Raw genomic sequence first — 25501 nt, forward strand, 5'->3', positions numbered from 1 at the left:
AGCGGATCGCTCAGATGAACAACTGGATGGCCGGCAGCGCCTGCCCGGCATTGAGAAGGTCGACCCGCTTCTGCCGGATCGCCCAGCCGGAGGCCGTGCGCACCAGCAGATGGCGATAGCTGCCGGCGAGCATCAGCTGCTGCTCGCCGCGGGCCTCGACATAGAGGAAGGGGGTGCGCAGCACCAGCTCGCCGCCTGCGGCGTCGTCGCTCTCGATGCGGGAACGCTGCAGCACGTGCTGGCACCGGCTCGCCGGATGCTGCGAATGGGCGCGCGGGTTCTTGAGACGCTCGATGCGCAGCTGCAGCAACAGCCGGTCCTCGTAGGCGATCGAGTTGTGGGAGTAGGGGTCGGCCTGCGCCGCGCCCTGCAGCGGCACCCAGTAGTGGCCGTCCTCGGTGAACAGGGCCAGCCAGTCGTCGAAACGGCCGGCGTCGAGCAAGGCGGCCTCGGCCGCGACGAAGTCTTCCGGCGTCGTCATGCGGCAGCCGCCATGTACCGGGCCCAGGCGCGGAACTGATTGCGCATCAGCAGTTCGTTGGTGCCGTTGGTCGTGATCGTCGACTGCTGCAGTTCCGAGGGATCGAAATCGCGGTGCAGGCTGACCCACTCGTTGCCATCGGCGCGCAGGCCCTGCTGCATGCTCTCGAACAGGTGCACGTCGTCGTGGGCCACCACCGACATCGGCGAGAAGACCAGCCGGTTGTAGTTCATTGCGCGCTCGAACAGCAGGTCGGGCGCGCCGGCGGCGCGGAAGCTCCAGGCCTCGATCAGCGTCCGGTTGGCGGCCAGCGGCCGGATCACGCGGATCGCCTGCGGCGAACCCTTGACCGACAGGCTGGGGAAGAACACCGAGTTCTGCGGCGAGCGCTGCAGGATCTCGACGGCGCGCTCGGCGCCGTGCGCATCGCGCATCGCCTGCTCGTAGTCGGGCAGCTGGGCGTAGTTGGAGTGGATGCTGAAGTTGACGCCCAGCACGCTGTGACCGTTGGCGAACACCCGTCCGCCCATCTTGTCGAAGAAGTCGTAGCCCGAGCCGAAGGGCAGGATCTGCTCCATCGCCATCGGCTTGGGCGTATCGGGCGCGCGGCCCTGCCACAGCGCATCGGCCGCCTGCGTGGCCGACTCGTGGGTCGACATCGGATGCACCGTGTCGTTGATGTTCTCGAGGTACATCTTCCAGTTGCAGTGGATGATGTTGCGCAGCACGCCGCCGCCGACAGCGAGCCGGCCCTCGGGCGAGCGGTCGACCATGTTGTCGATCGCGCCCACCACCTCGCCGAAGAATTCCTCGAAGCCCGGCCCCTCGTCGGACAGCCGCACGAAAACGAAGTCGCGGTACACAGCCGTGTGCTTCAGTTCGGTCAGGCCCTGCCCCGACTCGCACTCTTTCAGCCGCGTGCCTTCATAGCCGCTCTTGAGCGGGATCGCGAGCGGCGCGCCGTCGAGCTTGTAGGTCCAGGCGTGATAGGGGCAGCGAAAGAACTTGCCGGTGTTGCCGCTCTCGTCGGTGACCAGCCGGCTGCCCTTGTGGGCGCAGCGGTTGTAGAACACGCGCACCGCGCCATCGGCCTGCCGCACCATCATCACGGGCCGGCCGGCCAGCTCCAGCGACCAGAAGTCGCCGCTGTTCGGCACCTGGCTCGCATGGCCCGCGTAGAGCCATGTGCGGGCAAAGAGGCGCTCCTGCTCGAGCGCGAACAGCTCCTCGCTCAGGTACAGGTCACGATGCACGCGATCGTCCTGGACGAGCGCGGCAATCGCATCGGGCCGGTCGCGATAGTTCATCTACGGAACCAGCTTCCACTGGCCCTTCTCGCTGCGCACGATCACCACCGCGCGCTGGTCGGAGCCGTAGCGATTGTCGGGCTTGAAGTTGTAGATGCCGTGGGTGCCGGCAAGCTCCTTGGTGCTGACGATCGCATCGCGCAGTGCCGTGCGATAGGCCGGCGTGCCGGGCTCGCCCTTGGTGCGCGACGCCGCGTCGGCCAGCAGCAGGTAGGCGTCGTAGGTGTAGGACGAGAAGGCGTCGTTCGGCGCCGATCCATTGGCCTTCTGGTAGGCGCTGCGGAAGGCCATCGAGACCTTCTTGATCGGGTTGCTGTCGGGCAGTTGATCGGCCACCAGCACCGGGCCGCTCGGCACCTGGAGACCTTCGATGGAGGCGCCGCCGACGCGCACGAAGTCGGCGTTGATCAGGCCGTGCGTGCCGTAGATCTGTCCTTTGTAGCCGCGCTCGGCCAGCGCCAGGTAGGGCAGCGCGCCGGGCGTGCCGGAGTTGCCCGCGAACACCGCGTCGGGGCGGGTCGAGATGATCTTGAGCACCTGGCCGGCGACCGAGGAATCGCTGCGCGCATAGCGCTCGTTGGCCACCACCTTGATGCCGGCCGCCTCGGCGCTCTTCATGAGCGAGTCGTAGGCGAGGTCGCCGAGCGCGTCCGAGAAGCCGATGAAGGCGACCGTCTTCACGCCCGACTTCTTCATGCGATCGACCACCGCCGCGACCATCAGCGGGAAGGGCTGCGACACGGTCACGGTCCATGCGCCCTCGGGCCCGGGAATGGTGACCGGGGTCGGCGAGATCAGCGGCGTGTTGAGCTCGCGCGCCACCGCCGCGATCGCCATTGCGCCGGGCACGCCCGAGGTGCCGATCAGCACGTCGACCTTGTCCTCGACCACCAGCTTGCGCGCATTGCGCCCGGCGGTGGTCGGATCGGAGGCATCGTCGAGCACGATCAGCTCGACCTTGTGGCCGGCCAGCGCCGGGTGCTCGGCGATCGCGGCGCGGATGCCCTTCTCGTAGGGAATGCCGAGCGCCGACACCGGCCCCGAGAGCGAGCTGATGAAGCCGACCTTGAGGTCCGCGGCTGTGGCTTGAGCAGCAGCGAAGGCAACTGCCGTGGCGCTGAGAAATCGAAGGAAGGGACGCATGATCAATTTGTTCCGGTATGCAAAGCGGTCAACCGCCCGCACTCAATGCAAGGGACATTCCAGGAATACCGCGGAACCGGCTATGCCGGGCCGCTGGTATTGCCCCCGGTCGGGGGTGGGCGGCTACACGAAGTGAGCCAACCTGGGGGCGAGCTAAGGAACCAGCTTCCATTGGCCTTTTTCGAGCTTCACGATGACGCGGGAGCGCTCGTCCGAACCGTAGCGGTCGTCGGGCTTGAAGTTGTAGACGCTGTGGGTGCCGACCAGCTCCTTGGTGTTGACGATCGCGTCGCGCAGCGCCACCCGGTAGGCCGGCGTGCCGGGCTCGCCCTTGGCGCGCGCGGCGGCATCGAGGAACAGCAGCCAGGCATCGAACGAATAGGCCGAGAAGGCATCGGTCGGCGGCGCGCCGTTGGCCTTCTGGTAGGCCGTGCGGAAGTCCATCGAGACCTTGCGGATCGGGTTCGAGTCAGGCAGCTGCTCGGCCACGATCACCGGGCCGGTCGGGGCCAGCAGGCCTTCGACGGACGGGCCGCCGACGCGCACGAAGTCGGGGTTGATCAGGGCGTGCATGCCGTAGATCTGGCCCTTGTAGCCGCGCTCGGCGAGCGCCAGGTAGGGCAAGGCACCGGGTGTGCCCGAGGTGCCGGTGATCACCGCATCGGGCTTCAGCGCCACGATCTTCAGCACCTGGCCCGTGACCGAGGAATCGGCACGCGCATAGCGCTCGTTCGACACCACCTGGATGCCGGCCGGCTCGGCGCTCTTCTTGAGCGCGTCGTAGACCAGGTCGCCCCAGGCGTCGGAGAAGCCGATGTAGCCCACCGTCTTGACGCCCGACTTCTTCATGCGCTCGACCACCGCACTGACCATCAGCGGCGCGGGCTGCGGCAGCGTGACCATCCAGGCGCCGTCGTCGCCCGGCAGGTTGGCGTTGGCGATAGAGATCAACGGCGTCTTGGTCTCGCGCGCCACCGCGGCGATCGCGAGCGCTCCGGGCGAGCCGGCGGTGCCGATGATGACGTCGACCTTGTCCTCGTCGATCATCTTGCGCGCGTTGCGGGCAGCGGTCGACGGGTCCGAGGCATCGTCGAGCTGCACCAGCTGGATCTTGCGGCCGTTGAGCTCCGACTTGTAGGCCACCGCGGCCTTCATGCCCTTCTCGTAGGGGATGCCCAGCGAGGACACGGGCCCCGACAGCGAGGTGATGAAGCCGACCTTGAGGTCGGCGGCCAGTGCCGTGGCGTGGAAGGCGCCGAAGCCGGCCGCAAGGCCCGCCAGTGCGCAGAGTCGGGTCAAGACTTTCATGCAAACCTCCTCAGGTTGGATGCAAACGACGAAGCGGGGACTTCAAACAAGAACATGATTTATGAAATGTTTAAGTGTCAAGAATGCTAATGAAGCAATGCTGCGATGGCAAGCGAAAGAACCCCTGAGTTCGCGGTCGATCGGTATCAGAGCGCGAGGCTGCCGACGCTCGTTCCGCCGCACACGTACAGCACCTGCCCCGTGACGAAACCGTTCACGGGATCGGCAAAGAAACGCACGGCCCGTGCCACGTCGGCGGACTCGCCAAGGCGTCGCACCGGCACCGATGCGGCGAGCGCGCGCTCGCGCTCGCTGCCGGCCTCGACGACGTCGTAGAACATGTCGGTGCGGATCGGCCCCGGCGCGACCACGTTGACCGTGATGCCTTCGGGCGCGAGCTCGAGTGCCCAGGTGCGCGCCATGCCCAGCATGCCGGCCTTGGTCGCCGAATAGCTGGTGCGCGTCTGCAGCCCCAGCGCCGCACGCGACGAAAGCAGCACCACCCGGCCGAAGTGCTGCGCGCGCATCGCCGGCAGTGCCGCCTGCACCAGCTGGATGGCACAGCCCAGGTGCAGGTCGACCAGTGCGTCGAGGTCGTCGAGCTTGACGTCGGAAATCAGCGCCGGGCGGATGACGCCGGCGTTGTGCACCACGGTGGTCACTTCGAAGCGCCGCACCAGTTCGGCCGCGGCCTGCGCAGTGGCGGCGCGATCGGCCAGGTCGACCTCGATGCTGTGCAGCTTCGGATGATCGATATCGCAATGCCGGCGTGCCAGCGAGACGACTTCGTACCCTTGCGCGAGCAGGTCTTCGCAGATGACCTTGCCGATGCCGGCGCTGCCGCCGGTGACGGCCGCGACCTTGTTGGCGGACACAGGCGTCATGCGGCAGCTCCCACCAGGGCGAGCACGCGCAGCGGACTGCCGCTGCCCTTCTCGATCTTGAGCGGCGGGCAGATCAGCACCGCGCCGGCGGGCGGCAGCAGGTCGAGGTTGCTCAAGCACTGCAGGCCATAGCGGCCGGCGCCGTGCATGTAGTAGTGGCACGGGTACGGCGGGCGCAGGTGGTAGCCCTGGCCGGCGTCGGTGCCGATCGCCTCGGAGCCGAAGCCGATCACGTCGCGCTCCTCGACCAGGAAGCGCACCGCCTCGGTGCTCGGGCCCGGCGTGTGCTGGCCGGTTTCGTCGAAGTTCTGGTAGGCCTCGGGGTCCTGGCGCTTCGACCAGTCGGTGCGCATCAGCGCCCAGGCACCCTTCGGAATGCGGCCGTGCAGGCTCTCGTAGCGTTCGATGTCGGCGATGCTCAGCAGGTAGTCGTCGTCGCCCTTGACCTGTTCGGAGCAATCGATCACGCAGGCCGGTGCCACGAAGTGCTGTACCGGAATGGTGTCGACCGAATTGTTCGGCAGGTCCCGGCCCGAGATCCAGTGGATCGGCGCATCGAAGTGGGTGCCGGTGTGCTCGCCGCACGAGAAGTTGTTCCAGTACCAGCCGGGCCCGCGCTCGTCGTACTTCGACACCTCTTCGATGCGGAAGGGCCAGCACTGGCCCATCTCGGGCGGCAGCGCGATCTGCGGGAACTCGGGTGTCAGGGTCTGCGTGAGGTCGACCACGCGGATGCGGCCGCTGGCCATCGCGCTCACCAGCCCGCCGAGGATCTCGGCGGCGGAAATCAGTTGGGTTGTCGTCGTCATCGTGTGTTGCTCCTGCTTCTAGCCACCGGCCGCGAGTTCGCGTTCCAGGATCTTCGGGTTGTCGCGCCAGCGCTCCAGCCACTCCTGCGCCACGTCGCCGGGGTACACGTCCTCGACCCCGTCGCGCAGCGCCTTCACGATGGCGTTGGCCAGCGCGCTGCCGGCCAGCTTGGGAGGCGGCGTGTGCTGGTTCCATTCGTCGTCGATCGGCCCCGGGAACACGTTGATCACGCGGATGCCGGCCGGCCGCATCTCGGCGCGCAGGCACTGGGCCAGCGAATGCGCCGCCGCCTTCGAGGCGCTGAAGGTGCCGTGCGGCGGGAAGTTGCTGAGCGCGTAGATCGACAACAGGTTGACCCAGGCGGTGGCGCCGGTCGCGCCGTCGGCCGAACGGCCCTTGAGCGCCGGGCCGAACTCCTGCGCCAGGCGCAGCAGGCCGAAGTAGTTGATGTCCATCTCGGCCTTGGCGACATCGGTGCCGCGCCGCGACCCGATGCCGAAGCTTCGGTGCACCTCGGCGTTGTTGATCACGATGTCGACCTTGCCGCCGATCTCGCCGGCCAGCTCGCTCACCGAGCGGCCGTTGGTGAGGTCGAGCGGCACCAGCGTCACCTGCGGCAGCGCCGTGATGTCCTCGAGGCCGCCCGTCTTCTTCCACGGCTCGGCATGGCCGACCCAGACGATGTCGGCGCCGGCCTTGACCAGGGCACGCACGATCGCCTGGCCGACCTCGGTCTTGCCGTCGGTGACCAGCACCTTGCGGAACTTCGGATCGCTGGTCATTTCCCTCAGCATCTTGTCGTCGGCCATATGGGCGCTCCCTTCGTTCGGAAATCCAATCAATACCGCCTGCCCGGCGCGGTCGAGCCGGGCGCCCACGCGCACGCGCGCCGGCGCCTCGCCGACCTCGCCATGCAGGTGGACCATCAAGGTCGGCCCGGCATCGAGCTGCACCAGGCCCAGCCGCCAGGGCAGCCGCTCGCGGAAGAAAAGGTCGTTGCTGTGGTGCAAGGTGGTGCTGCTGAGCAGTGCGCCTTCGCCGTTCTGCTCCTGCCAGTGCAGGCGGGGCGAGAGGCACTTGTGGCAGGCCTCGCGCGGCGGGTACTGCACGGTGCCGCAGTCCTCGCAGGTCTGGAGTTCGAAGCGGCCTTCGGCGGCGGCCGCGGTGATGCCCAGCGCCACGCGGCCACGGGCCCACGGCGGCAGGTTCATCTGCCGGGTGCGCAGCACCGGGTTCTTGCGCTTGGGGCGCATCAAGGGCATGGTCATGCGGCTCTCCCCAGAATCACCGCGCCGGTACAAAGGCAACGGTCGTAGGTCACCATGCCGAAGCCGGCGACCAGGCCGAGTTGCGCACCCGGCACGGCACGTGGGCCGGCGGTGTCCGTCAGCTGCCGGATGGTTTCGGTCATGCCGAGGAAGCCACCCGCCGCACCGGCCTGCCCCGCCGACAACTGCCCGCCGCTGGTGTTGTTCGGAAAGCTGCCGTCATGCGTCATCGTGTGCGACTGCACGAAGGCCGAGCCCTCGCCCTTCTCGCAGAAGCCGAGGTCCTCGAACTGCATCATCACGATCACCGGGTAGTCGTCGTAGGTCTGGATGAAGTCGATGTCGGCCGGCTGCACGCCGGCCTGGGCATAGAGGTCGTCGCGGTCGCGGCGCCAGCCGCCGCGCACCATCACCGGGTCTTCCGAGTAGGCGTTGTGGCGCTCGATCGCGCCGCGGATCACCGCATGCGCCAGGCCCAGGTCGCGCGCCCGCTCTTCGCTCATCACGAGGAAGGCTTCAGCCCCGGCGCAGGGCATCACGCAATCGAACAGATGGATCGGATCGGAAATCGGCCGCGCCGCGATGTATTCGTCGAGGGTCAGCGGCTTCTTGAACATCGCGTCCGGGTTCTTGAGCGCATTGCTGCGCTGGTCGACGCAGATGCGGCCGAAGTCCTCGCGCGTGGCGCCGAAGGTGCGCATGTAGTGCGACGTGATCATCGCGAAGATCGAGTTCGGGCCACCCGAGCCATACGGATAGGTGGCATCGCGTGCAAAGTTGCTGAAGCTGCCCAGCGTCTGGCGGAAGGAATCGACATGGTTGGTGTCGGCCGCCACGCAGGCCACCACGTCGGCATCGCCGGCCTGCACGGCGCGCGCCGCACGCCGCAGGCACATCACGCCCGAGGCGCCGCCGGTCGGCATGTGGTCGAGCCAGCGCGGCGACAAGCCCAGGTGCTGGGTCACGCCGACCGCGGTGTCGGGCGCCAGCGAGAAGCTGCTGACGCAGAGGCCGTCGATCTGCTCCTTCTTCAGACCGCTGGCCTTGACCAGCGCCTCCATCGCCTGGCCGAGGAACCAATGGGCGCCGAGCGTCGAATAGCGCTGGTAGGGCACGGTGACGGGCACCGCGACCGCCACGCCCTCGTAGGACATGCGCCTTGTCATGATTGCCTCTTCTTCATCGCACGCGTGTCGATGCAATGCGCCTGCCCCGGCAGCGCGTGCGCCAGTTCGCGCAGCTGCCCGCGCTGGATCTTCTGCGAGGCCGTGAGCGGCAGCGCATCGACGAAGGCGACGTAGCCCGGCGCCTTGTAGTACGCCAGTTGGGCCAGTGCATGGTCGACGATGCTGGCGGCCAGTTGTTCAGGCGCGGAAGCACCGGCGTCCTCTCGCAGCACGATGCAGGCCAGCACTTCGTCGCCCCGCACCGCATCCGGCGTGGCTGCCACGGCGGAGGTCTTCACCGCCGGATGCTGGTTCAGCACGCTCTCGACTTCGACGGCGGAGATGTTCTCGCCGCTGCGCCGGATGACGTTCTTCTTGCGGTCGACGAAGAAAAAATTGCCCTCGGCGTCGCGGCGCACCAGGTCGCCGGTGTGGAACCAGCCATCGGTCCAGGCCTCGGCGGTGGCTTGCTCGTCCTTCAGGTAGCCCGAGAAAAAGCGGGCCCGCGGATCCGCGCCGGCTGAACGCACCAGCAGCTCGCCGGGCGCATCGGCTGCGACGTCGCGGCCCTCGTCGTCGACCAGCCGGACTTCCATGAAATCCGGTTGCCGTCCGAAGCAGCTGGTGCCGACCAGGCGCGGCTCGCGGTTCGCCATCACGCAGGCGGCGGCGCCGGTCTCGGTCATGGCCCAGGCCTCGACCAGCGGAAAGTCGAAGCGCTGCTCGAAAGGCGCATGGTTCTTGCGGTCGACGCCAGCGCCGAAGCCCCAGCGGATCGCGTGGTCGCGATCGGACGGCGACGGCGGCGCGGAGAGGAGCATCGCGGGCATCACGCCCAGGTAGTGCGCAATGGTCGCCCCCGACTCGCGCGCGCTCTGCAGCCAGCTCTTCGGATGGAAGCGATCGAGCTGCACCAGGCAGCCGCCCGCGACCAGCACCACCATGGTCGAGAACGCCATCGCATTCATGTGGTTCAGCGGCAGCGGCGTGATCACGCGCTCGGCATCGCGGCGGATGCCGCAGACGCCGTCGAGCGCCGCATACCAGTCGCCCGCGCACAGGAAGTAGGCGTTGGACAGAATGCAGCCCTTGGGCCGGCCGGTCGTGCCCGAGGTGTAGAGCAGAGCGCATTCGGTGTCGGCGCCGATCGGCCGGCCGGCCTGCGGGGCCGCGCCTCGCGCCGGCGGGATCGCGTCGACCGCTTCGGCCTCCATGGTGTCGAAGGCGATGCCCGCCTCGGCCGCCGCCGCCCGCAGGTCTGCTGCCCGCTCGGGCAGCGTGACCGCGAGGCTGATCTCGCTGTGGCCGATCAGGTAGATCAGTTCGGCGGAACGCATCTCGGCATTGATCGGCACCACGCTGGCACCCAGCGCATTGAGGGCGAACCAGTGCAGCAGGAAGGCGGGCCGGTTCTCGAGCAGCAGCCCGACGCGGTGGCCGTGGCCGTAGCCCGCGGCGGCGTAGGCACTGCGCAAGCGCTCGACCGCCGCCGAGGCCTCGCCCCAGCGGATCGCGCCGGCCGGGATGCCGTAGGCCGCTGCGGTCACCGACTCGGTGAACAGGAACTCGGCCTCCGGGGTGCGGCGGGCCGTGGCGGCGAAAACAGCGTGGACGGTGGCGTGCATGGCGTGTTTAGATGAACAGTTGCACCGCCGGCAGCGCGGCGTCGCAGTTGAGCAGGTTGACCCGCTTGAGCGTCATGCGCAGCGCCCCATCGACCAGGGTCAGGTGATGGAAGAAAGTGCCGACGTAGAACTGCAGCTCGTCGCCCTGCGACTCGGTGTAGTGGAACTCGGTGCGCACCACGAAGTGCCTGGCCTCGGCATCGAAGACCTCGACCGTCGGTGTCTGCAGCAGGTGATGGCAACGGCTGCGCGGCTGCTGCGAGAAGGCGCGCGGGCTCTTGAGCCGCTCGATGCGCAGCTCGCGCAGCAGCTTGTCCTCATAGAGGTGCGAGGTGTGGTTGAGGCCGTCCTCCTGGTCGGGCACCAGCGGCACCCAGTAGAAGGCATCGTCGGTAAAGAGCGCGTTCCACTCCTCGTAGCGCCTGGCATCGAGCAGGCGCGCTTCGTGGACCACGAAGTCGATCAGGTCCTGGCGGGTCGGTTCGGCCGGCATCACATCGTCTCCGTCATGAATTTCGCCCAGGTGCGGTATTGGTTCCGCATCGGCAACTCGCTGGTGCCGACCGTGGTGATCTCGCCGCCCGCGGTCTCCGCCGGATCGAAGTTGCGATGCAGGCTGACCCATTCGTTGCCGCTCGCATGCAGGCCGGCCTGCATGCCGCGATAGGCCTGAAGGTCGTCGTGGCCCACCACCGAGAAGGGGGAATTGATCAGGCGGTTGTACATGGTCGTGCGCTGCAAGAGCTCGGGCGGCGCGCCCTTCAGGCGGAAGGTCCAGCTCTCGATCAGGGTCTTGTCGACCGCGATCGGCCGCACCACGCGGATCGCCTGGATCGCGCCCTTGATCGTGAGGTTCGGGTAGTACACGGTGTTGTGCCGCGCCATGCCGAGGATCTGGGCGGTGCGCTCCTCGCCATACCGGGCCTTCATCGCATCGTCGTACGCCGGAATCGCCTTGTACTTGCTGTGGATGCTGAAGTTGACCCCGGTGAAACTGTGGCCGTTGTCGTAAGTGCGCACACCCATGTCCTCGAAGAACTTGTAGTCCGACATGAAAGGCACGAACTGCTCGATCGCCATCGGCTTGGGCTCGTCCTCGGGCTTTCCGGCCCACATGCTCTTGGCGGTGCCGGCGGACGATTCGTGCGCCACCATCGGGTGCATGGTGTCGTTGAGGTTCTCGACGAACATCTTCCAGTTGCACTGGTGCATGAAGCGCAGGCAGCCGCCGGCGATCTCGAGCTCGCCCTCGGGCGAGCGGTCGGCCATGTTGTCGATCGAGCTCAGCGAGTCGCCGAAGAACTCTTCGAAGTCGGGGCCGACGTCGTTGATCTTGACGAAGATGAAGCCGCGGTAGCTGCGCACGTTCTTCACCGTCGTCAGGCCCTTGGCCGATTCGCATTCGTGCAGCTGCGTACCCTCGTAGCCGTTCTTGAGCGGGATCGACAGCAGCGAACCGTCGGTCTTGAAGGTCCATGCGTGGTAGGGACAGCGGAAGAACTTGCCGGTGTTGCCGCAGGGCGCGCTGACCAGCCGCGAGCCCTTGTGCGCACACCTGTTCATCATCGCGCGCACCGAGCCGTCGGTGTGGCGCACGACGATCAGCGGCCGGCCGGCGATCTCGGTGTTGAGGTAGTCGCCGGCCTTGGGCAGCTGGCTCTCGTGGCCGACGTAGTTCCAGGTGTTGGCGAAGAAGTGCTCTTGTTCCAGCTCGAACAGCTCGGCGCTGGTGTACAGGTCGCGGTGCACCCGGTCGGGCTGCACCAGTGCGCGCACTGCTTCGGGGTTGCCTCGGTAGGAAGTCATGTGTGTGTGGCTCCTTCTAATCAGTTGAGGACAGAGCAAAAACTGCTGCGCAGTTTCTTGGTCTGTCCCGCAAAATCTCACATATCCAGCACCAGCCGCTGCCCCTTGGCGCGCGAGATGCAGATCTGCATGACGTTGCCCTCCGCCTTTTCGCGCGCGGTCAGCACATAGTCGCGATGGTCGATCTCGCCCTCCATGACCGGCGTCGCGCAAACGCCGCATTCGCCGCGCTTGCAGTCGAACATCGGGTCGCAGCCGTGCTCGATCAGGCAGTCGAGGATGCTCTGGTCGGCCGGCACCGTGAAGCGCTGGCCCGACTGCGCGAGCTCGACCTCGAAGGCATGGTCGCCCTCCTCGACCACCGGCGTGGTGAACAGCTCGAAGTGCACGCGGTCGTGGGTCCAGCCGCGGGCCTGGGTCTGGGCCAGCACGGCGTCGAGCATCAGCTTGGGGCCGCAGACATAGAGCCGGTCGCCGGCCGGGATGCCGTCGAGCATGGCGCCGATGTCGAAGGGGCCGCCCTGCTCGACGTCGGCATGCAGGCGCAGGTCGTCGCCCAGCAGTGCCTGGAGTTCGGGCACGAAGGCCATCAGTTCGCGGCTGCGGCCGGCATAGTGCATGCGCACCGGCAGCCCCTCGGCCCGGCGGCGGGTCGCCATGCTGGCCAAGGGCGTCACGCCGATGCCGCCAGCCAGCAGCACCGTGCCGCCCGGGCCGGTGTGCAGCGGGAAGTCGTTCTTGGGCACCTCGATCGTGACCGTGTCACCCTCGCGCAGCCGCTCGTGCATGAAGCGCGAGCCACCGCGGCCTTCGGCTTCCTTGCGCACCGCGATCACGTAGTCGGTCGGCGCCTCGGTGGCCTTCGCATCGGCCGAGAAATTGATCAGCGAGTAGTGGCGCCAGTCGGCCGAACCATCGGGCAGCTCGACCCGCACGCGGATGTGGGCGCCGGCGGCAAATCCGGGCAGCACGCCGCCATCGGCCGATCGAAGCCTGAAGGTCTTGATCAGCGGGTTCAGTTCGCGTGCTTCGGCGACGCGCAGTTGCAGGGTCATCGGCTGGGCGGTCATGACGGGCTCCGTGGTTCAGGCGAGCGCGTGCCGCAAGAGCGCGGCGTGCAGCTTGTGGCCGTGCTCGTCGGCCAGCGCCGCGTCGCGCAACTCGCGCAGGGTGGCGGGTGCAATGACGCCGCCGGCACGCTGCACGGCCGCCATCACGGTGTCGTAGTTGCGCAGGCCGCGTTCGTGGGTGTCGCTGTAGCCCTTGACCAGGCGCTGGCACTGCGCGACTTCGACCGCCAGCGCGGGATGGTGCGGCGCGGTCTCGGCAATGCGCGCGAGCCATTCCTCGATGCGACGGTTCTCCTCGGCATAGCGCAAGGTCGAGCGGCGCCAGCGCTTGCAGGCCGCCACTGTGCGCAGCATCAGGTAGCCGTGCAGCGAACTGGTCTGCACCACGCGGCCCTTCTGAGTGAAGTGCTCGACCACGCGGCGCGGCAGGCGCGAATCCATCAGCCATCGGCCGATGCCGGCCGGCAGCGTCTCGCAGATCTCCTGCAGCCGCGGATGCATGTACTCGTTGATGGCCAGCACCTGGCCATCCTGCACGCGGGCCTCGCCGCGCACGCGGTCGAAGCGCGACGACCGGGTCTTGAGCGCCGCGACCCGGGCCGTGTCCTCGTAGGACATCCACAGGGCCAGGTGGCGCGCGGTCTCGCGCAGCAGACGTGCTTCGTCGTCGCCGGGCAGCGCCGCGACGACGGCCATGCGATCGAGGTAGAGGCCGGCGTAGTCGAGGTCCTGGTAGTCGATCAGGCGACGCACGCCCTCGAGGAGGAAGTGCTGCACCGAGGCCGGGAAGTCGCGCTGCACGCGTTCGACCAGGGCCCGCACCGCGGGATGGCGCGGTTGCGGCGCGGGCGCCTCGGGCACCGCGGCGGCTTCGGGTTCGAGCGCGCCCTGGGCCCGCGCGAAGGCGGCGCCGAAGGCACGGAGGCTGGGCTTGACGCCGACCCCGCCGCGTTCGATCGTGGCCTCGAACTGGGCCCGGCCGAAGGGCAGCACGCCGGCACCCGCGAGCGCGCCGAACAGCACCGCGCTGATCACGCTGCCCGAGGCTTCGGCGGCCTGCGCCATGTCGAAGCGGATGAAGCGCTGGGCGGCGCGCTCGGCGTGCTTGAGCAATTCGCTGCTGTCGACCCGGCCGTCACCGAGAGCGCTCTTCTCGGCAATCGAGTAGACCCGATGGGTGGAGGCGATCAAGGTCGTGCGGTCGCGCGTGACCAGCCCGCGCTGCACCGCCCGGCCGGCTTCCATGAGTTCGGAGGCCAGCACCACGTCGACATCGCCTGGCAGCGGCATCAGCGCCAGCACCGGCCGGCCGCCGTCGGCCTCGGCCTGCGCCTCGGGGTACAGCTCGACGTAATAGATGGTGGCGCCGGTGCGCTGGGCCACGCCCGGCACCGAGGTGGTCTGCGCCAGGTAGCCGTTGGACTCGCCCATTTCGACGATCCAGTCGGCCAGCACGCCGCCGCCCTCGCCGCCCATGGCGAGAATCGCAATCTTGATCGGTTGTGCGCGCATCGTTTTCACTTCAAAAGGCATAGGCCGCGCGGCGCTTGGCCTCGCCCTTTTGCAGCCAGCCGATGACCTTCGCGCGGAAGCTCTCGCGCACCAGGTCCCAGCGGCTCGGGTTGCTCACGATCTGCGCCTTGTAGAACGAGGGGCACAGCACGGCCGCATGCGAGACCTCGCCGCAGACGCCGCAGCCGACGCAGCTGTCCATGACGGTCGCCACCGGGTCGGTGCGCAGCGGATCGGGGTTCGGCTTGATCGACAGCGAGGGGCAGCCCGACAGCCGGATGCAGGAGTGGTCGCCGGTGCAGGTGTCGGAATCGACGCCGAACTTCTCGCGCACCATCCGCTTGCCGTCGGCGATCGCCTTGCGCACCAGCGGCTTCTCGCGCCGTTGGCGGTTCAGCATGCACTCCGACTGGGCGATCAGCACCTTCGGGCCTTTTTCCTTCGTGGTCAGCGCGTCCTTGAGGGCGTCGCGCATGCCGGCGACGTCGTAGGTGCGGCGCAAGGTCCGGACCCACTTCACGCCGACGCCGCGCACCGCGCGCTCGATCGCATGGCCGGTGCTGCGGGTCGCGTTGTTGGCGCTCGACGACAGGATGTCCTGGCCTCCGGTGGCCGAGGTGTAGTTGTTGTCGACCACGATGGTCAGGTTGTCGCTGCGGTTGAACACCGCGTTGGCGACGCCGCTGGTGAGGCCGTTGTGCCAGAAGCCGCCGTCGCCCATTACCGAGATCGCGCGCTTGCCGGCGGGCGCGTTGAGCGCGGCCGCGCCGGCGCCGCCCAGGCCGTAGCCCATGGTCGTGTTGCCGATGTTGAACGGCGGCAGGATCGAGAACAGGTGGCAGCCGATGTCGGCGCTCACGTGGTGGGCGCCGAGCTCGCGCTCGACCAGCTTCATGGCGCTGAAGATCGGCCGCTCGGGGCAGCCGGTGCAGAAGCCCGGCGGCCGTGCATGGACGCTGTCGCCCAGCGGCAAAGCGGGCTCGGGTGTCGCCAGTTCGGTGAGCGGGATCACCTTGCGCACCGGCGCCGGCAGCGGCTGCAGGCGGCCGTAGCGCTCGCCGAAGGCGCGTGCCCCCTTGAGCAGTTCGGCCGCGGTGTATTCGCCGGCCACCGGCAGGATGTCCTTGCCGTGCAGCACGGTGGTCGAGCCGGCCTGGCGCAGGATGGTCGCGAGGTTCTGCTCGACGAAGTTGGGCTGCCCTTCCTCGACGATCAGCACGGCGCGCTTGCCTTCGCAGAAGCGCAGCACCTCGCTCTCGATCACCGGGTAGGCCACGTTCATGACGTACAGCGGAATCTTCGAATTGCCGTACACGTCGGCCAGGTCGAGACGCTCGAGCGCTCGCACCATCGTGTTGTAGCTGCCGCCCTGCACGATGATGCCGATATCGTCGGCGCCCTCGGAAAAGAATTCGTTGAGCCCGCGCTCCTCGATGAACTTCACGGCCGCGGGCCAGCGCTCGCGCACCTTCTCCTGCTCGTGCACGAAGCTCGCGGGCGGCAGCACGATGCGGCCGACGTCGCGCTGCGGATTCTCGAGCGCATCCTGGAGCGTGAACTTGGCGCGCTTGTTGTCGCCGGCGACGAAGTGCCCGTGCACGTGGCAGGCGCGGATGCGCAGCTGCAGCATCACCGGCGTGTGGCTGGCTTCCGAGAGCTCGAAGCCCTGCTTCACGGCCTCGACGATCGACGGCAGGTTGGGCCGGGGATCGAGCAGCCAGATCTGCGACTTCATGGCGAAAGCGTGGCTGCGCTCCTGCATGATCGACGAGCCCTCGCCGTAGTCCTCGCCGACGATGATCAGCGCGCCGCCGGTGACGCCGCCTGAGGCCAGGTTGGCCAGTGCGTCCGAGGCGACGTTGGTGCCCACCGTCGCCTTGAAGGTCACGGCGCCGCGCAGCGGATAGTTGACCGAGGCCGCCAGGGTCGCCGCGGCCGTGGCCTCGCTGGCGCTGTTCTCGAAGCGGATGCCGTGCTCGCTCAGGATGTCCTGGGCGTCGGCCAGCACATCCATCAGGTGCGAGATCGGTGCACCCTGATAGCCCGCGACGTAGGACACACCGGACTCCAGCAAAGCCTTGGTGACTGCCAGAATGCCTTCACCGCGGAATACATCGCCACCGGAAAGCCGCAGCTTCTTCACCTCTTCGACGAACGAGCGCTCTGCCATCTTGTTCCTTCATTCGTGGGACCGCGGATCACTATCGGCACCGCGGTCTTTATAATATTGACAACTGAATGTATTCAAAATCATGGATAACCCTAGACGAGCAAGTAGCGTGCCCACCACGAGTCCGGGGCCGTTCAGGGAAGAGGCGGCGGCGCCGAGCCACCGTTTCGTCGACGACTACCTGCCCGCGCTGCTGGCGCAGGCGAGCCAGCTGATCTCGTCGGAGTTCCACCGGGTGGCGCGCCAGCACGGCTTCTCGGTCTCCGAATGGCGGGTGATGGCCTCGCTGGCCGGCGGCCAGGCGATCAGCATCGGCGCGCTGGCGCAGGTCACGGTGACCAAGCAGCCGACCGTGACCCGGCTGCTCGACCGTATGGAAGCGCGCGGCCAGATCGAGCGCCTGCCCCATGACAGTGATCGGCGCGTCACCCTGGTGCGCATCACGCCCCAAGGCGCGCAGGCGGTGGAGCACCTGATGGAACTGGCGCGCGAGCATGAGCTGCGGGTGCTCGAGCCCTTCGGCCTGGAGCGCGCCGAGGAACTCAAACGCACGCTGCGCCACATCATTGCGCTGCACGCGGACGCAGCGGGCGAAGCGGTCGAAGAAGACGAGTGAGGCCGGCCTCAGGGCCGGGCCACCAGCACCGCCCGGCCCCGATGGCCGCGCTGGGCGATCCAGTCCAGCGCCGCGGCGGCGTCCTCGAGAGCGAAGGGCTGGACGTCCAGGCGCAGTCTGCCGTCGGCCAGCCGCGCCAGCAGTTCCGGCGCCGCCGCCCGGCCGGCGGCGTCGCGGCGGAACATGTTGAGCGGCAGCAGCGCCACGTCGCGCTGCAGGAAATGCGCGAGGTCCAGGGCCAGCCCGTTGCCCGCGGTGTAGCCCACCAGCACCGCGCGGCCGCCGGGTTCCACGCGCGCCAGGGCAGCGGCCAGTACCGGCCCGCCGACCGTGTCGACCAGCAGGTCGGCCGAGACCGAGGCCAGCGCTTCGGAAGGATCGTCGCCGAGCACCAGCACCTGCGCCGCGGGCGGCATCGCCGCCGCCTGCGCGGCCTGGCCCACCACCGCGATGACATGCGCCCCGCCGTCGAGCGCCAGCTGCACCGCCAGCGAGCCGACCGCACCGGTCGCGCCGGTCACCAGCACTCGCTCGCCGGCGCGCATCCGGGCGATGTCGTGCAACGCCACCCAGGCCGAGGTGCAAGGAGAGAAGAAGGCCGAGCCCAGCGTCGACGGCACCGCTTCGGGCAGCAAGCCCAGCGCCTCGTCGGGGGCATCGATCAGTTCGCACCAGGTGCCGTCGAACAGCGTGCCCAGGCCGCAGCCGCGCAGCCAGACGCGCTGGCCCACGGCATGGCGGGTGCTCGCTACCACCACGCCCGCGGCCTCGACGCCCGGCGTGTACGGGAACGGCGGATGCCTCAGAAACTTGCCGCCCCAGACGGTGCGGTCGATGTGGCCGACCGTGGCCGCCTCCATGCGGACGATCGTGCGGCCGGCGCGCAGCTGCGGCTCGGCCAGCTGCGCTGGCAAGGGCGGCGCGCCGAAGGCCGCCACGCGCATCGCCTTCATGGGAGCGTCTCCAGAAAGTCCAGCACCGCGGCCGCGAAGGCCTCGGGCATCTGGTCGGGCAGCGGCACCATGCCGCCCGGGATGTCGAGGGTGCGCGCCTGCGGCAGCGCGTGCTGCAGTTCGGCGGCATGCGGCGACGCGAAGGGGTCGTCGGTCGCGCGCAGGATCAGCACTGGCTGCCGCACGCGATGGATGCTGTCTTCCATCCGGTAGGCGGCGACCGCGCGATGCCCGTCCTCGGGGCTGCCGCTGGCCTTGAGCGCATCCCGCACGAAGGCTTCGAGCAGTTCGGGGCGCCCGGCCGGATAGAAACCCTGGCGGCGCTGCCACAGCGCGGCGAGGTGACTGCCGTCGCCGCTAGCCGCCACCTCGTCGATCGGCGGCCGTTCAGCGCGCACGCGCCTGAAATTGGCGTCGGTGAAAGGCGTCGAAGACAGCACCAGGCCGCGCACCCGCTCGGGCGCGCTGGCCGCGATCTCGATCGCGATCACGCCGCCGGTGTGATGGCCGACGACATCGGCCCGCGCGATGCCCAGGGCGTCGAGCAGTTCGACCGCGATCCGGGCCCAGGCTTCGATGCTGGCAGGCCCGTCGATGGCGGCCGAGTCGCCGAAGCCGGCGGTGTCCATCGCGATCGCGCGATGTCGGGCACCGAGCAGCGGCAGCACCTCGCGGTATTCGGTCCAGCTGCGCGGCGACTGGTGCAGGAGCAGCACCGGTGGGGCCTGCGCCGCGCCGCACTCGGCATAGTGCACCTGGCCCACCGACAGGTCGGCGAAGGCGCGCCGGATCTTCATGGCTGGGTCTCTGCGGCCGGCGGCTGCCAGAGCCCGGCATGCCTCAGCATGCCCAGCGTGCGCGACAGCACGTCGCGGCGGTAGGCGCCGATGTCGCGCCCTTCGTAGTCGTAGAAGCCGCTGCCGCTCTTCAAGCCGAGCCGGCCTTCGTCGACCATCCGGTCGACGATCGCGGGCGCCGTGTAGCGCGCGCGGTCGATCGAGGCCGACATCTCGCGGCTTGCGTGGTGCAGGATGTCGCAGCCGCCGAAGTCGATAAACTCGACCACGCCGAGCGCCGCGAAGCGCAGCCCCAGGCCGTAGCGCGTGGCCTTGTCGATCTCCTCGGCGGTGGCGGCGCCCTCCTCGATCATGCGGGCCGCCTCGTTCATCACCAGCGCCTGCAGCCGCGGCACGATGTAGCCGGGCGACGCGCCGCAGACCACCGGCAGCTTGCCGATGCCTTCCATGATCGCCTTGGTGCGCGCCAGCACGGCCGGGTCGGTGCCGGCGTGGCAGCTCAGCTCGACCACCGGAATCACGTAGGCCGGATTGAGCCAGTGCATGTTGAGGAAGCGCTCGGGCCGGTGCACCAGCGCCGCCAGCTGCGTCACCAGGATACTGCTGGTGGTCGAGGTGATGATCGCGTCGTGGCCGCAGTGCCGGCTGAGCCATTCGAAGGCCTCGCGCTTGGCCTCCAGGGTCTCGGGCACGCCCTCGAACAGCAGTTCGGCAGCGCCGAGCGCGGCCGGTGCTTGCGCCGCGTTCACGAACTCGACCCGCGCCGCGATCGCCGCCACCTGCGCGGCATCGATCACGCCGAGCTGGGCCAGCCCGGCAAGGCTGGCTTCGATCTCGGCCCGTGCTTCGCTGCGCAGCTTCTGCCACGCCTCGTCGCTGCGCGGGCGCAGGTCGACCAGCGAGATGCGATGGCCCGCATAGGCGAACGCGATCGCGATGCCGCGGCCCATGCGGCCCGCCCCCACGGCGGCAAAGCGCGGCAGGTCATTCGCCATCGTGCAGTCTCTTCTTGAGTTGCGCCGCGCTCAGCCCCGCGAGGCCGAGCGTCTCCAGCGTGCGGGGTCCCTTGCGCAGATCGCGCCCGAGGAAGCCGCCGACGATCGCCAGCAGCCCATGGGCGATCGGCGCATCGACGCCGACGAAGCGCGCGGTCGATGCCAAGAAGGCGAGTCCGAGCTCGGTGTCCTCGGTGATGTAGCGGTGCGTGTGGAGATCGATGTTCTCGCGCCAGTCGCCCGACTTCACCAGTTGCTTGTGGGCATCGCCGTACATCCACTGGTCGTTGTTGTAGTGGTCGGCCAGCGGATAGTGCGGCGCGCCCTGCCCGAGCGCCTCGCGCACCGCGATGCGCTCCTGGTCGAGCCGGTCGGTGACGTCGCGCACCGCGCGCTGGGTGCCCTCGTTGTGGATGTCCCAGCGCTCGAAGTGCTGCAGCGGCGCGGCGTTCATGACCATCAGCGGCGGATGGATCACCGGGCCGGCATTCATCAGCGCGCCCGACAGCGCGTCGCCGCAGCCGTGCACCGCGGGATAGGCCCGGCGGATCACCTCGATCGCCTGCGCCTCCTTGCGCGCCGGATAGACGCCGGTGGGCAGGCGGATGGCGCGGATCGTCACGTTCACCTCGCGCTCGCCGTGCTTGCGCGCCAGGTAGGGCAGCGTGCCGGTCTCGGCCCAGGCGACATCGGCGCGGCTGCCGGACTCGGCCACCTGGCGCGCCATGACGTAGCTGCCGAAGGTGCCGGGCGGCAGAAACACCACCTGGCCGTCGACCAGGTGCGGCGCCATCGCGCGGGCGATGTCCTGCTGGGCGATCGCCGGGGTGGGAATCACGATCAGCTCGGCATCGCGCAGCGCGGCGCCGATGTCGGGCGTGGCCAGCGCGATCGCCACGTCGCGGCTGCCATCGGCATCCTTCAGCGTGATGGATCCGGCTTGCACGACCGGTGCCAGCGCGGCGCCGTCGCGGCGCCAGAGGCGGACTTCGTGGCCGGCTTCGGACAGGTCGGCGGCGGCTGCATAGGCGCCGTGGCCGCCGCCGAGGATTGCGATTTTCATGGATTGCAGTCGAAGTGGAACAGGAGGAGGCGTCAATACATTACTTTTCAACCTTTCATGTGTCAACTAAAAACGAGCCATGTTCGCGTTTCCCCTGAGGCCATCGCCGCGCCCGATTCCTGGACCCTCCGGCCGCTTTCGGCTAGCATCGATGACAACGTTATCAAGATGCAGAGCCCTCACCGATCCCTGCCGCGCAACCTGAGCATGGGAGTGGTCGACGCCCTGAGCCACCGGATCCGGATCGGCCCGCTGCGGGCCGGCGACAAGCTGCCGACCGAGGCCGAGATCATGAGCGAGTTCGGTGTCAGCCGCACCGTGGTCCGCGAAGCGCTGTCGAGGCTGCAGGCCGCCGGCATGGTGCGGTCGCGCCGGGGCGTCGGCACCTTCGTGGTCGGCGCCTCGCGCGCCAAGCCTTTCCTGGTCGACAGCAGCCCGGACGACAGCCTGCCGCAGGCGCTGGCGCTGATCGAATTGCGCATCGGCCTCGAATCCGAAGCCGCCGCCCTGGCGGCGCAGCGTCGCGACGGCGCCGACCTGGAAGCCATCGCCGGCGCGCTGAACGCCTTCCGCAGCGCCATGGCGCAAGGCATGGACACGGCGGTGCCCGACTTCCAGCTTCACCTCGAGATCTCGCGCGCGGCGCACAGCCCGCACTACGCCGCGGTGCTCGAAGCGCTGGGCCCGGCCTGCGTGCCGACCGCCTTCCTGGAAGCCGCGGCCGGCGAGGACCCCGGCATCGCCACGAGCGACCAGGTGCTGCTGGAGCATCGACGCATCGTCGACGCGATCGCGCAGCAGGATGCGGATGCGGCCCGTGCCGCCATGCGCACCCATCTCGTGAACGGCCGCGAGCGGCGCCGCGCGTCCGAGCTGCCGCAACGCGCTCGTTAGCTCAAGTCGACTGCCGCTCGACGATCCGGAAGCCGACGTCGATCACCGGCTGGGCCACCGCTTCGCCGCGGCAGCGGGCGACGATCAGCTGCGCCGCCAAGCGGCCGATCTCGGCCCCGTCCACATGGACGGTGGAGATCGACGGCACCGTGTGGGCCCCGAAGTCGGCGTTGCCGAAGCCGCAGATCGCGAGGTCCTGCGGCACCCGCAGGCCGCGCGCCAGCGCCTCCACGATCACGCCATGCGCGAGCTGGTCAGAGCTGCAGCAGATCGCCTCCAGTTCCGGATCGGTCTCGAGCAGTTGCCCGAGCGCACGGCGGCCCAGTTCGAGGCTGCTGGGCGCGGGCACGAAGGCGGTCGGCAGCTCGCGCCCGATCGTGGTCTGGAAGCCGTCGCGGCGCATCCGCGCCCGATGGTCGTCGCCGGAGGCGATGCCGATCCGCTTCCATCCCTTGCCGAGGAAATAGCCCCCCAGCGCGCCGCCCACCTTCAGGTGCGAGAAGCCCACGACCATGTCGATCGGCCGGTCGCTGAGGTCCCAGGTCTCGACCACCGGAATGCCCGAGCGGCGCAGCCGGTCGCGGGCCCGCTGGGACTGCACCAGGCCGGTGATGACGATGCCGTCGGGCTGGCGGCCGATCATCGCGTTGAGCACCGATTCCTCGCGCTCGGCGTCGTATGCCGTCTGGCCCAGGATCAGCTGGTAGCCGGCCGCGGCGAGCTCGGTGGTCAGGGCCTGCACGGTCGGCAGGAACTGGGACACCGAGAGCGCCGGCACGATGCCGCCCACCATCAGGCTGCGCTTCGACTTCAGGCCGCCGGCGAGCAGGTTCGGGATGTAGCCGGTCGATTCGACCGCAGCCTGGACCTTCTCGATCGTCTTCGCCGACACCACGCCGGGATTGCCGAGCGCGCGCGAGGCGGTGATCAGCGAAACGCCCGCAGCCTTGGCCACGTCGTGGAGCGTGGCCGCCTTGAAGGGAGAAACGTCGTTCATTTCGGGCGTCTGGCGTTGGATCCCGGGAGCCTACCAAAATCGGTGGGCCTCGCGCTGACATCGTTAACAGCGCTGCCGTCGAGGCCTGCGGGCCGGCGCGAAACCGGGAAAACCCCGATCGCCGCCTGGATTGACCGGGCAAAATGACAACGATATCATTTGTCTTTGCGCCTCGAATCCGATTTCGCTATATCGACAGAATCTTGATATCGCGCAACCACCCGTCGTCCGATTCGTTTACCAGGCCAAAAATGACAACGTTATCAATCCAAGGAGACATGACATGAAGAAGTACCTGGGCGCGATCGCGCTGAGCCTGGCGGCCCTGGCCGCCCATGGGCAGGGCTGGCCCGAGAAGACCGTCACGCTGGTGGTCCCGTTCCCGCCCGGCGGCTCGACCGACCAGGTGGCGCGCGCGATCGTGCCGCGGCTCAGCGAGAAGCTCAAGCAGTCCTTCCTGGTCGACAACAAGGCCGGGGCCACCGGCACCATCGGCGCCACCTTCGTCAAGCGGGCTCCGGCCGACGGCAGCACCTTCCTCGTGACCTCGCTCGGCCCGCTGGTGATCGTGCCGCACCTGGTGAAGGGCCTGCAGTACGACGCGCTGAAGGATTTCGACCTGATCACCGTGGCGGTGGCATCGCCCAACGTGCTGGTGGTGCCGGCGAGCTCGCCGTACAAGAACGTGGCCGACGTGATCGCCGGCCTGAAGGCCAACCCCGGCAAGATGACCTTCGCGTCGGCCGGCAACGGCTCGAGCGACCACCTCACGGCCGAGCTGTTCTGGCAGCAGACCGGCACCCAGGGCCTCCATGTCCCCTACAAGGGCGGCTCGCCGGCCCACACCGACCTCATGGGCGGCCAGGTCGATGCGTCGTTCCAGAACATCAACTCGGTGGCGCAATACATCAAGGGCGGCCGGATGCGCGCACTGGCGATCACCAGCCCGAAGCGCTCGCCGGTGCTGCCCGAGGTGCCGACGCTGGCCGAAGCGGGGGTCAAGAATGTCGAGGTGGCGTCGTGGCAGGCCATCGTCGCCCCCAAGGGCCTGGCCCCCGCGACGCGGGACAAGGCCCATGCCGCCTTCGTCGAAGCGCTCAACGACCCGAAGGTCAAGGAACAGTTCACCTCGATCGGCTTCGAGATGGTCGCCAACACGCCGGCCCAGTTCGCGGAATTCCAGCAGAAAGAATACGCGCGCTGGAAGACCGTGATCGAGACCGGCAAGATCACGATCGACTGAGCACGCCCCCACCACCCCGAAGCGCATGGACTCCGCCGTCATGACCCCCTCCTCCCCTTCGTTCGCGAGCGACAGCATCACCTGGGTTCGCATCTCGTCGTGCTACCTGCCGCTGGCCAACCCGATCAGCGATGCCAAAGTCCTGACCGGCCGGCAGAAGCCGATGACCGAGATCGCGATGCTGTTCGCCGAGATCGAGACCAAGGACGGCCATCGCGGCCTCGGCTTCAGCTACTCGAAGCGGGCCGGCGGGCCGGGCCAGTTCGCGCATGCGAAGGAAATCGCGCCGGCACTGATCGGCGAAGACCCGAGCGACATCTCCAGGCTCTGGACCAAGCTGTGCTGGGCCGGTGCCTCGGTCGGCCGCAGCGGCATGGCGGTGCAGGCGATCGGCGCCTTCGACGTCGCGCTGTACGACCTCAAGGCCCGGCGCGCCGGTCTCTCGCTGTCCAAGCTGCTCGGCTCGCAGCGCGACTCGGTGCAGTGCTACAACACCTCGGGCGGCTTCCTGCACACGCCGCTGGAGCAACTGCTCGTCAATGCGCAGGCCTCGCGCGAACGCGGCATCGGCGGCATCAAGCTGAAGGTCGGGCAACCCGACCGCGCGCTGGACGTCCGGCGCGTGGAAGCGGTGCGCAAGCACCTGGGCGACGACATGCCGCTGATGGTCGATGCCAACCAGCAGTGGGACCGGCCGACCGCGCAGCGCATGTGCCGCATCTTCGAGCAATTCAATCTGGTGTGGATCGAAGAGCCGCTCGATGCCTACGACTTCGAGGGCCACGCCGCGCTCGCGGCCCAGTTCGACACCCCGATCGCGACCGGCGAGATGCTGACCAGCGCGGCCGAGCACGGCGAACTCATCCGTCACCGCGCCGCCGACTACCTCATGCCCGATGCGCCTCGCGTGGGCGGGATCACGCCGTTCCTGAAAGTGGCCGGCCTCGCCGAGCAGGCCGGCCTCGGCCTCGGGCCGCACTTCGCGATGGAGCTGCATGTCCATCTGGGCGCGGTCTATCCCACCGAGCCCTGGGTCGAGCACTTCGACTGGCTCGAACCCCTGTTCAACGAGCGCCTCGAGATCCGCGACGGCCGCATGCGGGTGCCGAGCCGCCCGGGCCTCGGCCTGAGCCTGAGCGAGCAGGTCAAGGGCTGGACCCGCGAAGAGGCCGAGATCGGGCGGCGAGCCTGATCCGCGGGAACGCGAGACACCGAAGCACCCCCATGACTGAAACCCCCATGCCCAGGCCGCCGCTCACCATCCTCATGCACGCGCGCGACAACGTCGCGATCGTGGCCAACGACGGCGGCCTGGCGGCCGGCACCGTGTTCGCCTCGGGCCTCACGCTGCGCGAGAAGGTGCCGCAGGCCCACAAGGTGGCGCTGGTCGACA

At 68.7% G+C, this 25501-nt stretch carries 23 protein-coding genes; 4 read left to right on the forward strand and 19 right to left on the reverse strand.

Features of this window, described 5'->3' with window-relative positions:
* Positions 1-10 precede the first annotated feature (10 nt).
* From AC1DF3_RS08955 to AC1DF3_RS09020, 14 genes are all read right to left on the reverse strand, one after another.
* Positions 11-481, reverse strand: coding sequence for an aromatic-ring-hydroxylating dioxygenase subunit beta (locus AC1DF3_RS08955; protein ID WP_301805207.1), 471 nt, complete (start codon positions 479-481; stop codon positions 11-13).
* Entirely contained in the window at positions 478-1788 is a 1311-nt protein-coding gene (locus AC1DF3_RS08960; protein ID WP_478139397.1) for an aromatic ring-hydroxylating dioxygenase subunit alpha, read from the reverse strand. Before AC1DF3_RS08960 ends, AC1DF3_RS08955 begins: the two co-directional genes overlap by 4 nt.
* Positions 1789-2931 carry an ABC transporter substrate-binding protein gene (locus AC1DF3_RS08965; RefSeq protein ID WP_286535401.1) on the reverse strand — a complete coding sequence of 381 codons (1143 nt, stop codon included), beginning with the start codon at positions 2929-2931 and terminating at the stop codon, positions 1789-1791. It abuts the gene before it with no gap.
* A gap of 153 nt (positions 2932-3084) precedes the next feature.
* Positions 3085-4239 carry an ABC transporter substrate-binding protein gene (locus tag AC1DF3_RS08970; RefSeq protein ID WP_286535399.1) on the reverse strand — a complete coding sequence of 385 codons (1155 nt, stop codon included), beginning with the start codon at positions 4237-4239 and terminating at the stop codon, positions 3085-3087.
* Between the two features lie 146 nt (positions 4240-4385).
* Positions 4386-5123 carry an SDR family oxidoreductase gene (locus AC1DF3_RS08975; protein ID WP_478139398.1) on the reverse strand — a complete coding sequence of 246 codons (738 nt, stop codon included), beginning with the start codon at positions 5121-5123 and terminating at the stop codon, positions 4386-4388.
* Complete coding sequence (locus AC1DF3_RS08980) at positions 5120-5932, reverse strand: cyclase family protein (protein ID WP_286535397.1); 813 nt, start codon at positions 5930-5932, stop codon at positions 5120-5122. Before AC1DF3_RS08980 ends, AC1DF3_RS08975 begins: the two co-directional genes overlap by 4 nt.
* 18 nt (positions 5933-5950) lie before the next feature.
* Positions 5951-7201: an SDR family NAD(P)-dependent oxidoreductase gene (locus AC1DF3_RS08985; protein WP_286535396.1), complete on the reverse strand. Its 1251-nt coding sequence runs from the start codon at positions 7199-7201 to the stop codon at positions 5951-5953.
* Positions 7198-8367, reverse strand: coding sequence for a thiolase family protein (locus AC1DF3_RS08990; protein ID WP_478139399.1), 1170 nt, complete (start codon positions 8365-8367; stop codon positions 7198-7200). Before AC1DF3_RS08990 ends, AC1DF3_RS08985 begins: the two co-directional genes overlap by 4 nt.
* A complete protein-coding gene (locus AC1DF3_RS08995) occupies positions 8364-9992 on the reverse strand; it encodes an AMP-binding protein (RefSeq protein WP_286535392.1) in 1629 nt (542 codons plus the stop codon). The genes AC1DF3_RS08990 and AC1DF3_RS08995 overlap by 4 nt, the downstream gene beginning before the upstream one ends.
* Positions 9993-9999: 7 nt before the next feature.
* Complete coding sequence (locus AC1DF3_RS09000; protein WP_286535391.1) at positions 10000-10485, reverse strand: aromatic-ring-hydroxylating dioxygenase subunit beta; 486 nt, start codon at positions 10483-10485, stop codon at positions 10000-10002.
* Positions 10485-11798 carry an aromatic ring-hydroxylating dioxygenase subunit alpha gene (locus AC1DF3_RS09005; RefSeq protein WP_478139400.1) on the reverse strand — a complete coding sequence of 438 codons (1314 nt, stop codon included), beginning with the start codon at positions 11796-11798 and terminating at the stop codon, positions 10485-10487. The genes AC1DF3_RS09000 and AC1DF3_RS09005 overlap by 1 nt, the downstream gene beginning before the upstream one ends.
* 77 nt (positions 11799-11875) lie before the next feature.
* The gene (locus AC1DF3_RS09010) at positions 11876-12868 is read right to left on the reverse strand and encodes a PDR/VanB family oxidoreductase (protein ID WP_286535387.1); all 993 of its coding nucleotides are present in this window, start codon (positions 12866-12868) and stop codon (positions 11876-11878) included.
* Between the two features lie 15 nt (positions 12869-12883).
* On the reverse strand, positions 12884-14380 hold the full coding sequence (locus AC1DF3_RS09015) for an indolepyruvate oxidoreductase subunit beta family protein (protein WP_478139401.1): 1497 nt from the start codon (positions 14378-14380) through the stop codon (positions 12884-12886).
* Between the two features lie 10 nt (positions 14381-14390).
* Positions 14391-16550 (reverse strand): thiamine pyrophosphate-dependent enzyme, encoded by a 2160-nt coding sequence (locus tag AC1DF3_RS09020; protein ID WP_478139402.1) that lies wholly within the window; start codon positions 16548-16550, stop codon positions 14391-14393.
* Positions 16551-16632: 82 nt separating this feature from the next.
* Here AC1DF3_RS09020 and AC1DF3_RS09025 point away from each other — a divergent pair, with 82 nt between their 5' ends.
* The gene (locus tag AC1DF3_RS09025) at positions 16633-17166 is read left to right on the forward strand and encodes a MarR family winged helix-turn-helix transcriptional regulator (RefSeq protein ID WP_444813274.1); all 534 of its coding nucleotides are present in this window, start codon (positions 16633-16635) and stop codon (positions 17164-17166) included.
* Positions 17167-17174: 8 nt separating this feature from the next.
* Here AC1DF3_RS09025 and AC1DF3_RS09030 read toward each other — a convergent pair whose 3' ends face one another.
* Genes AC1DF3_RS09030 through AC1DF3_RS09045 form a run of 4 tightly spaced genes read right to left on the reverse strand, consistent with a single transcriptional unit; the run spans position 17175 to position 20974 of the window.
* Positions 17175-18119 (reverse strand): quinone oxidoreductase family protein, encoded by a 945-nt coding sequence (locus AC1DF3_RS09030; protein WP_286535379.1) that lies wholly within the window; start codon positions 18117-18119, stop codon positions 17175-17177.
* The gene (locus AC1DF3_RS09035) at positions 18116-18916 is read right to left on the reverse strand and encodes an alpha/beta fold hydrolase (RefSeq protein ID WP_478139403.1); all 801 of its coding nucleotides are present in this window, start codon (positions 18914-18916) and stop codon (positions 18116-18118) included. Before AC1DF3_RS09035 ends, AC1DF3_RS09030 begins: the two co-directional genes overlap by 4 nt.
* On the reverse strand, positions 18913-19911 hold the full coding sequence (locus AC1DF3_RS09040; RefSeq protein ID WP_478139404.1) for a 3-hydroxybutyryl-CoA dehydrogenase: 999 nt from the start codon (positions 19909-19911) through the stop codon (positions 18913-18915). Before AC1DF3_RS09040 ends, AC1DF3_RS09035 begins: the two co-directional genes overlap by 4 nt.
* Positions 19901-20974: an NAD/NADP octopine/nopaline dehydrogenase family protein gene (locus AC1DF3_RS09045; protein WP_478139405.1), complete on the reverse strand. Its 1074-nt coding sequence runs from the start codon at positions 20972-20974 to the stop codon at positions 19901-19903. Before AC1DF3_RS09045 ends, AC1DF3_RS09040 begins: the two co-directional genes overlap by 11 nt.
* 168 nt (positions 20975-21142) lie before the next feature.
* Here AC1DF3_RS09045 and AC1DF3_RS09050 point away from each other — a divergent pair, with 168 nt between their 5' ends.
* The gene (locus AC1DF3_RS09050; RefSeq protein WP_286535373.1) at positions 21143-21868 is read left to right on the forward strand and encodes a FadR/GntR family transcriptional regulator; all 726 of its coding nucleotides are present in this window, start codon (positions 21143-21145) and stop codon (positions 21866-21868) included.
* 1 nt (position 21869) lies between these two features.
* Here AC1DF3_RS09050 and AC1DF3_RS09055 read toward each other — a convergent pair whose 3' ends face one another.
* Positions 21870-22865, reverse strand: a complete 996-nt coding sequence (locus tag AC1DF3_RS09055; protein WP_478139406.1) for a LacI family DNA-binding transcriptional regulator — start codon at positions 22863-22865, stop codon at positions 21870-21872.
* Positions 22866-23148: 283 nt separating this feature from the next.
* Between AC1DF3_RS09055 and AC1DF3_RS09060 the strand changes: the two genes are divergently transcribed.
* Together AC1DF3_RS09060 and AC1DF3_RS09065 are read left to right on the forward strand one after the other, a co-directional pair.
* The gene (locus tag AC1DF3_RS09060; protein ID WP_286535369.1) at positions 23149-24108 is read left to right on the forward strand and encodes a Bug family tripartite tricarboxylate transporter substrate binding protein; all 960 of its coding nucleotides are present in this window, start codon (positions 23149-23151) and stop codon (positions 24106-24108) included.
* 40 nt (positions 24109-24148) lie between these two features.
* On the forward strand, positions 24149-25300 hold the full coding sequence (locus AC1DF3_RS09065) for an L-talarate/galactarate dehydratase (RefSeq protein ID WP_286535367.1): 1152 nt from the start codon (positions 24149-24151) through the stop codon (positions 25298-25300).
* The last annotated feature ends 201 nt before the right edge of the window (positions 25301-25501 follow it).

The sequence above is a fragment of the Variovorax sp. 10N432 genome (assembly GCF_056394465.1).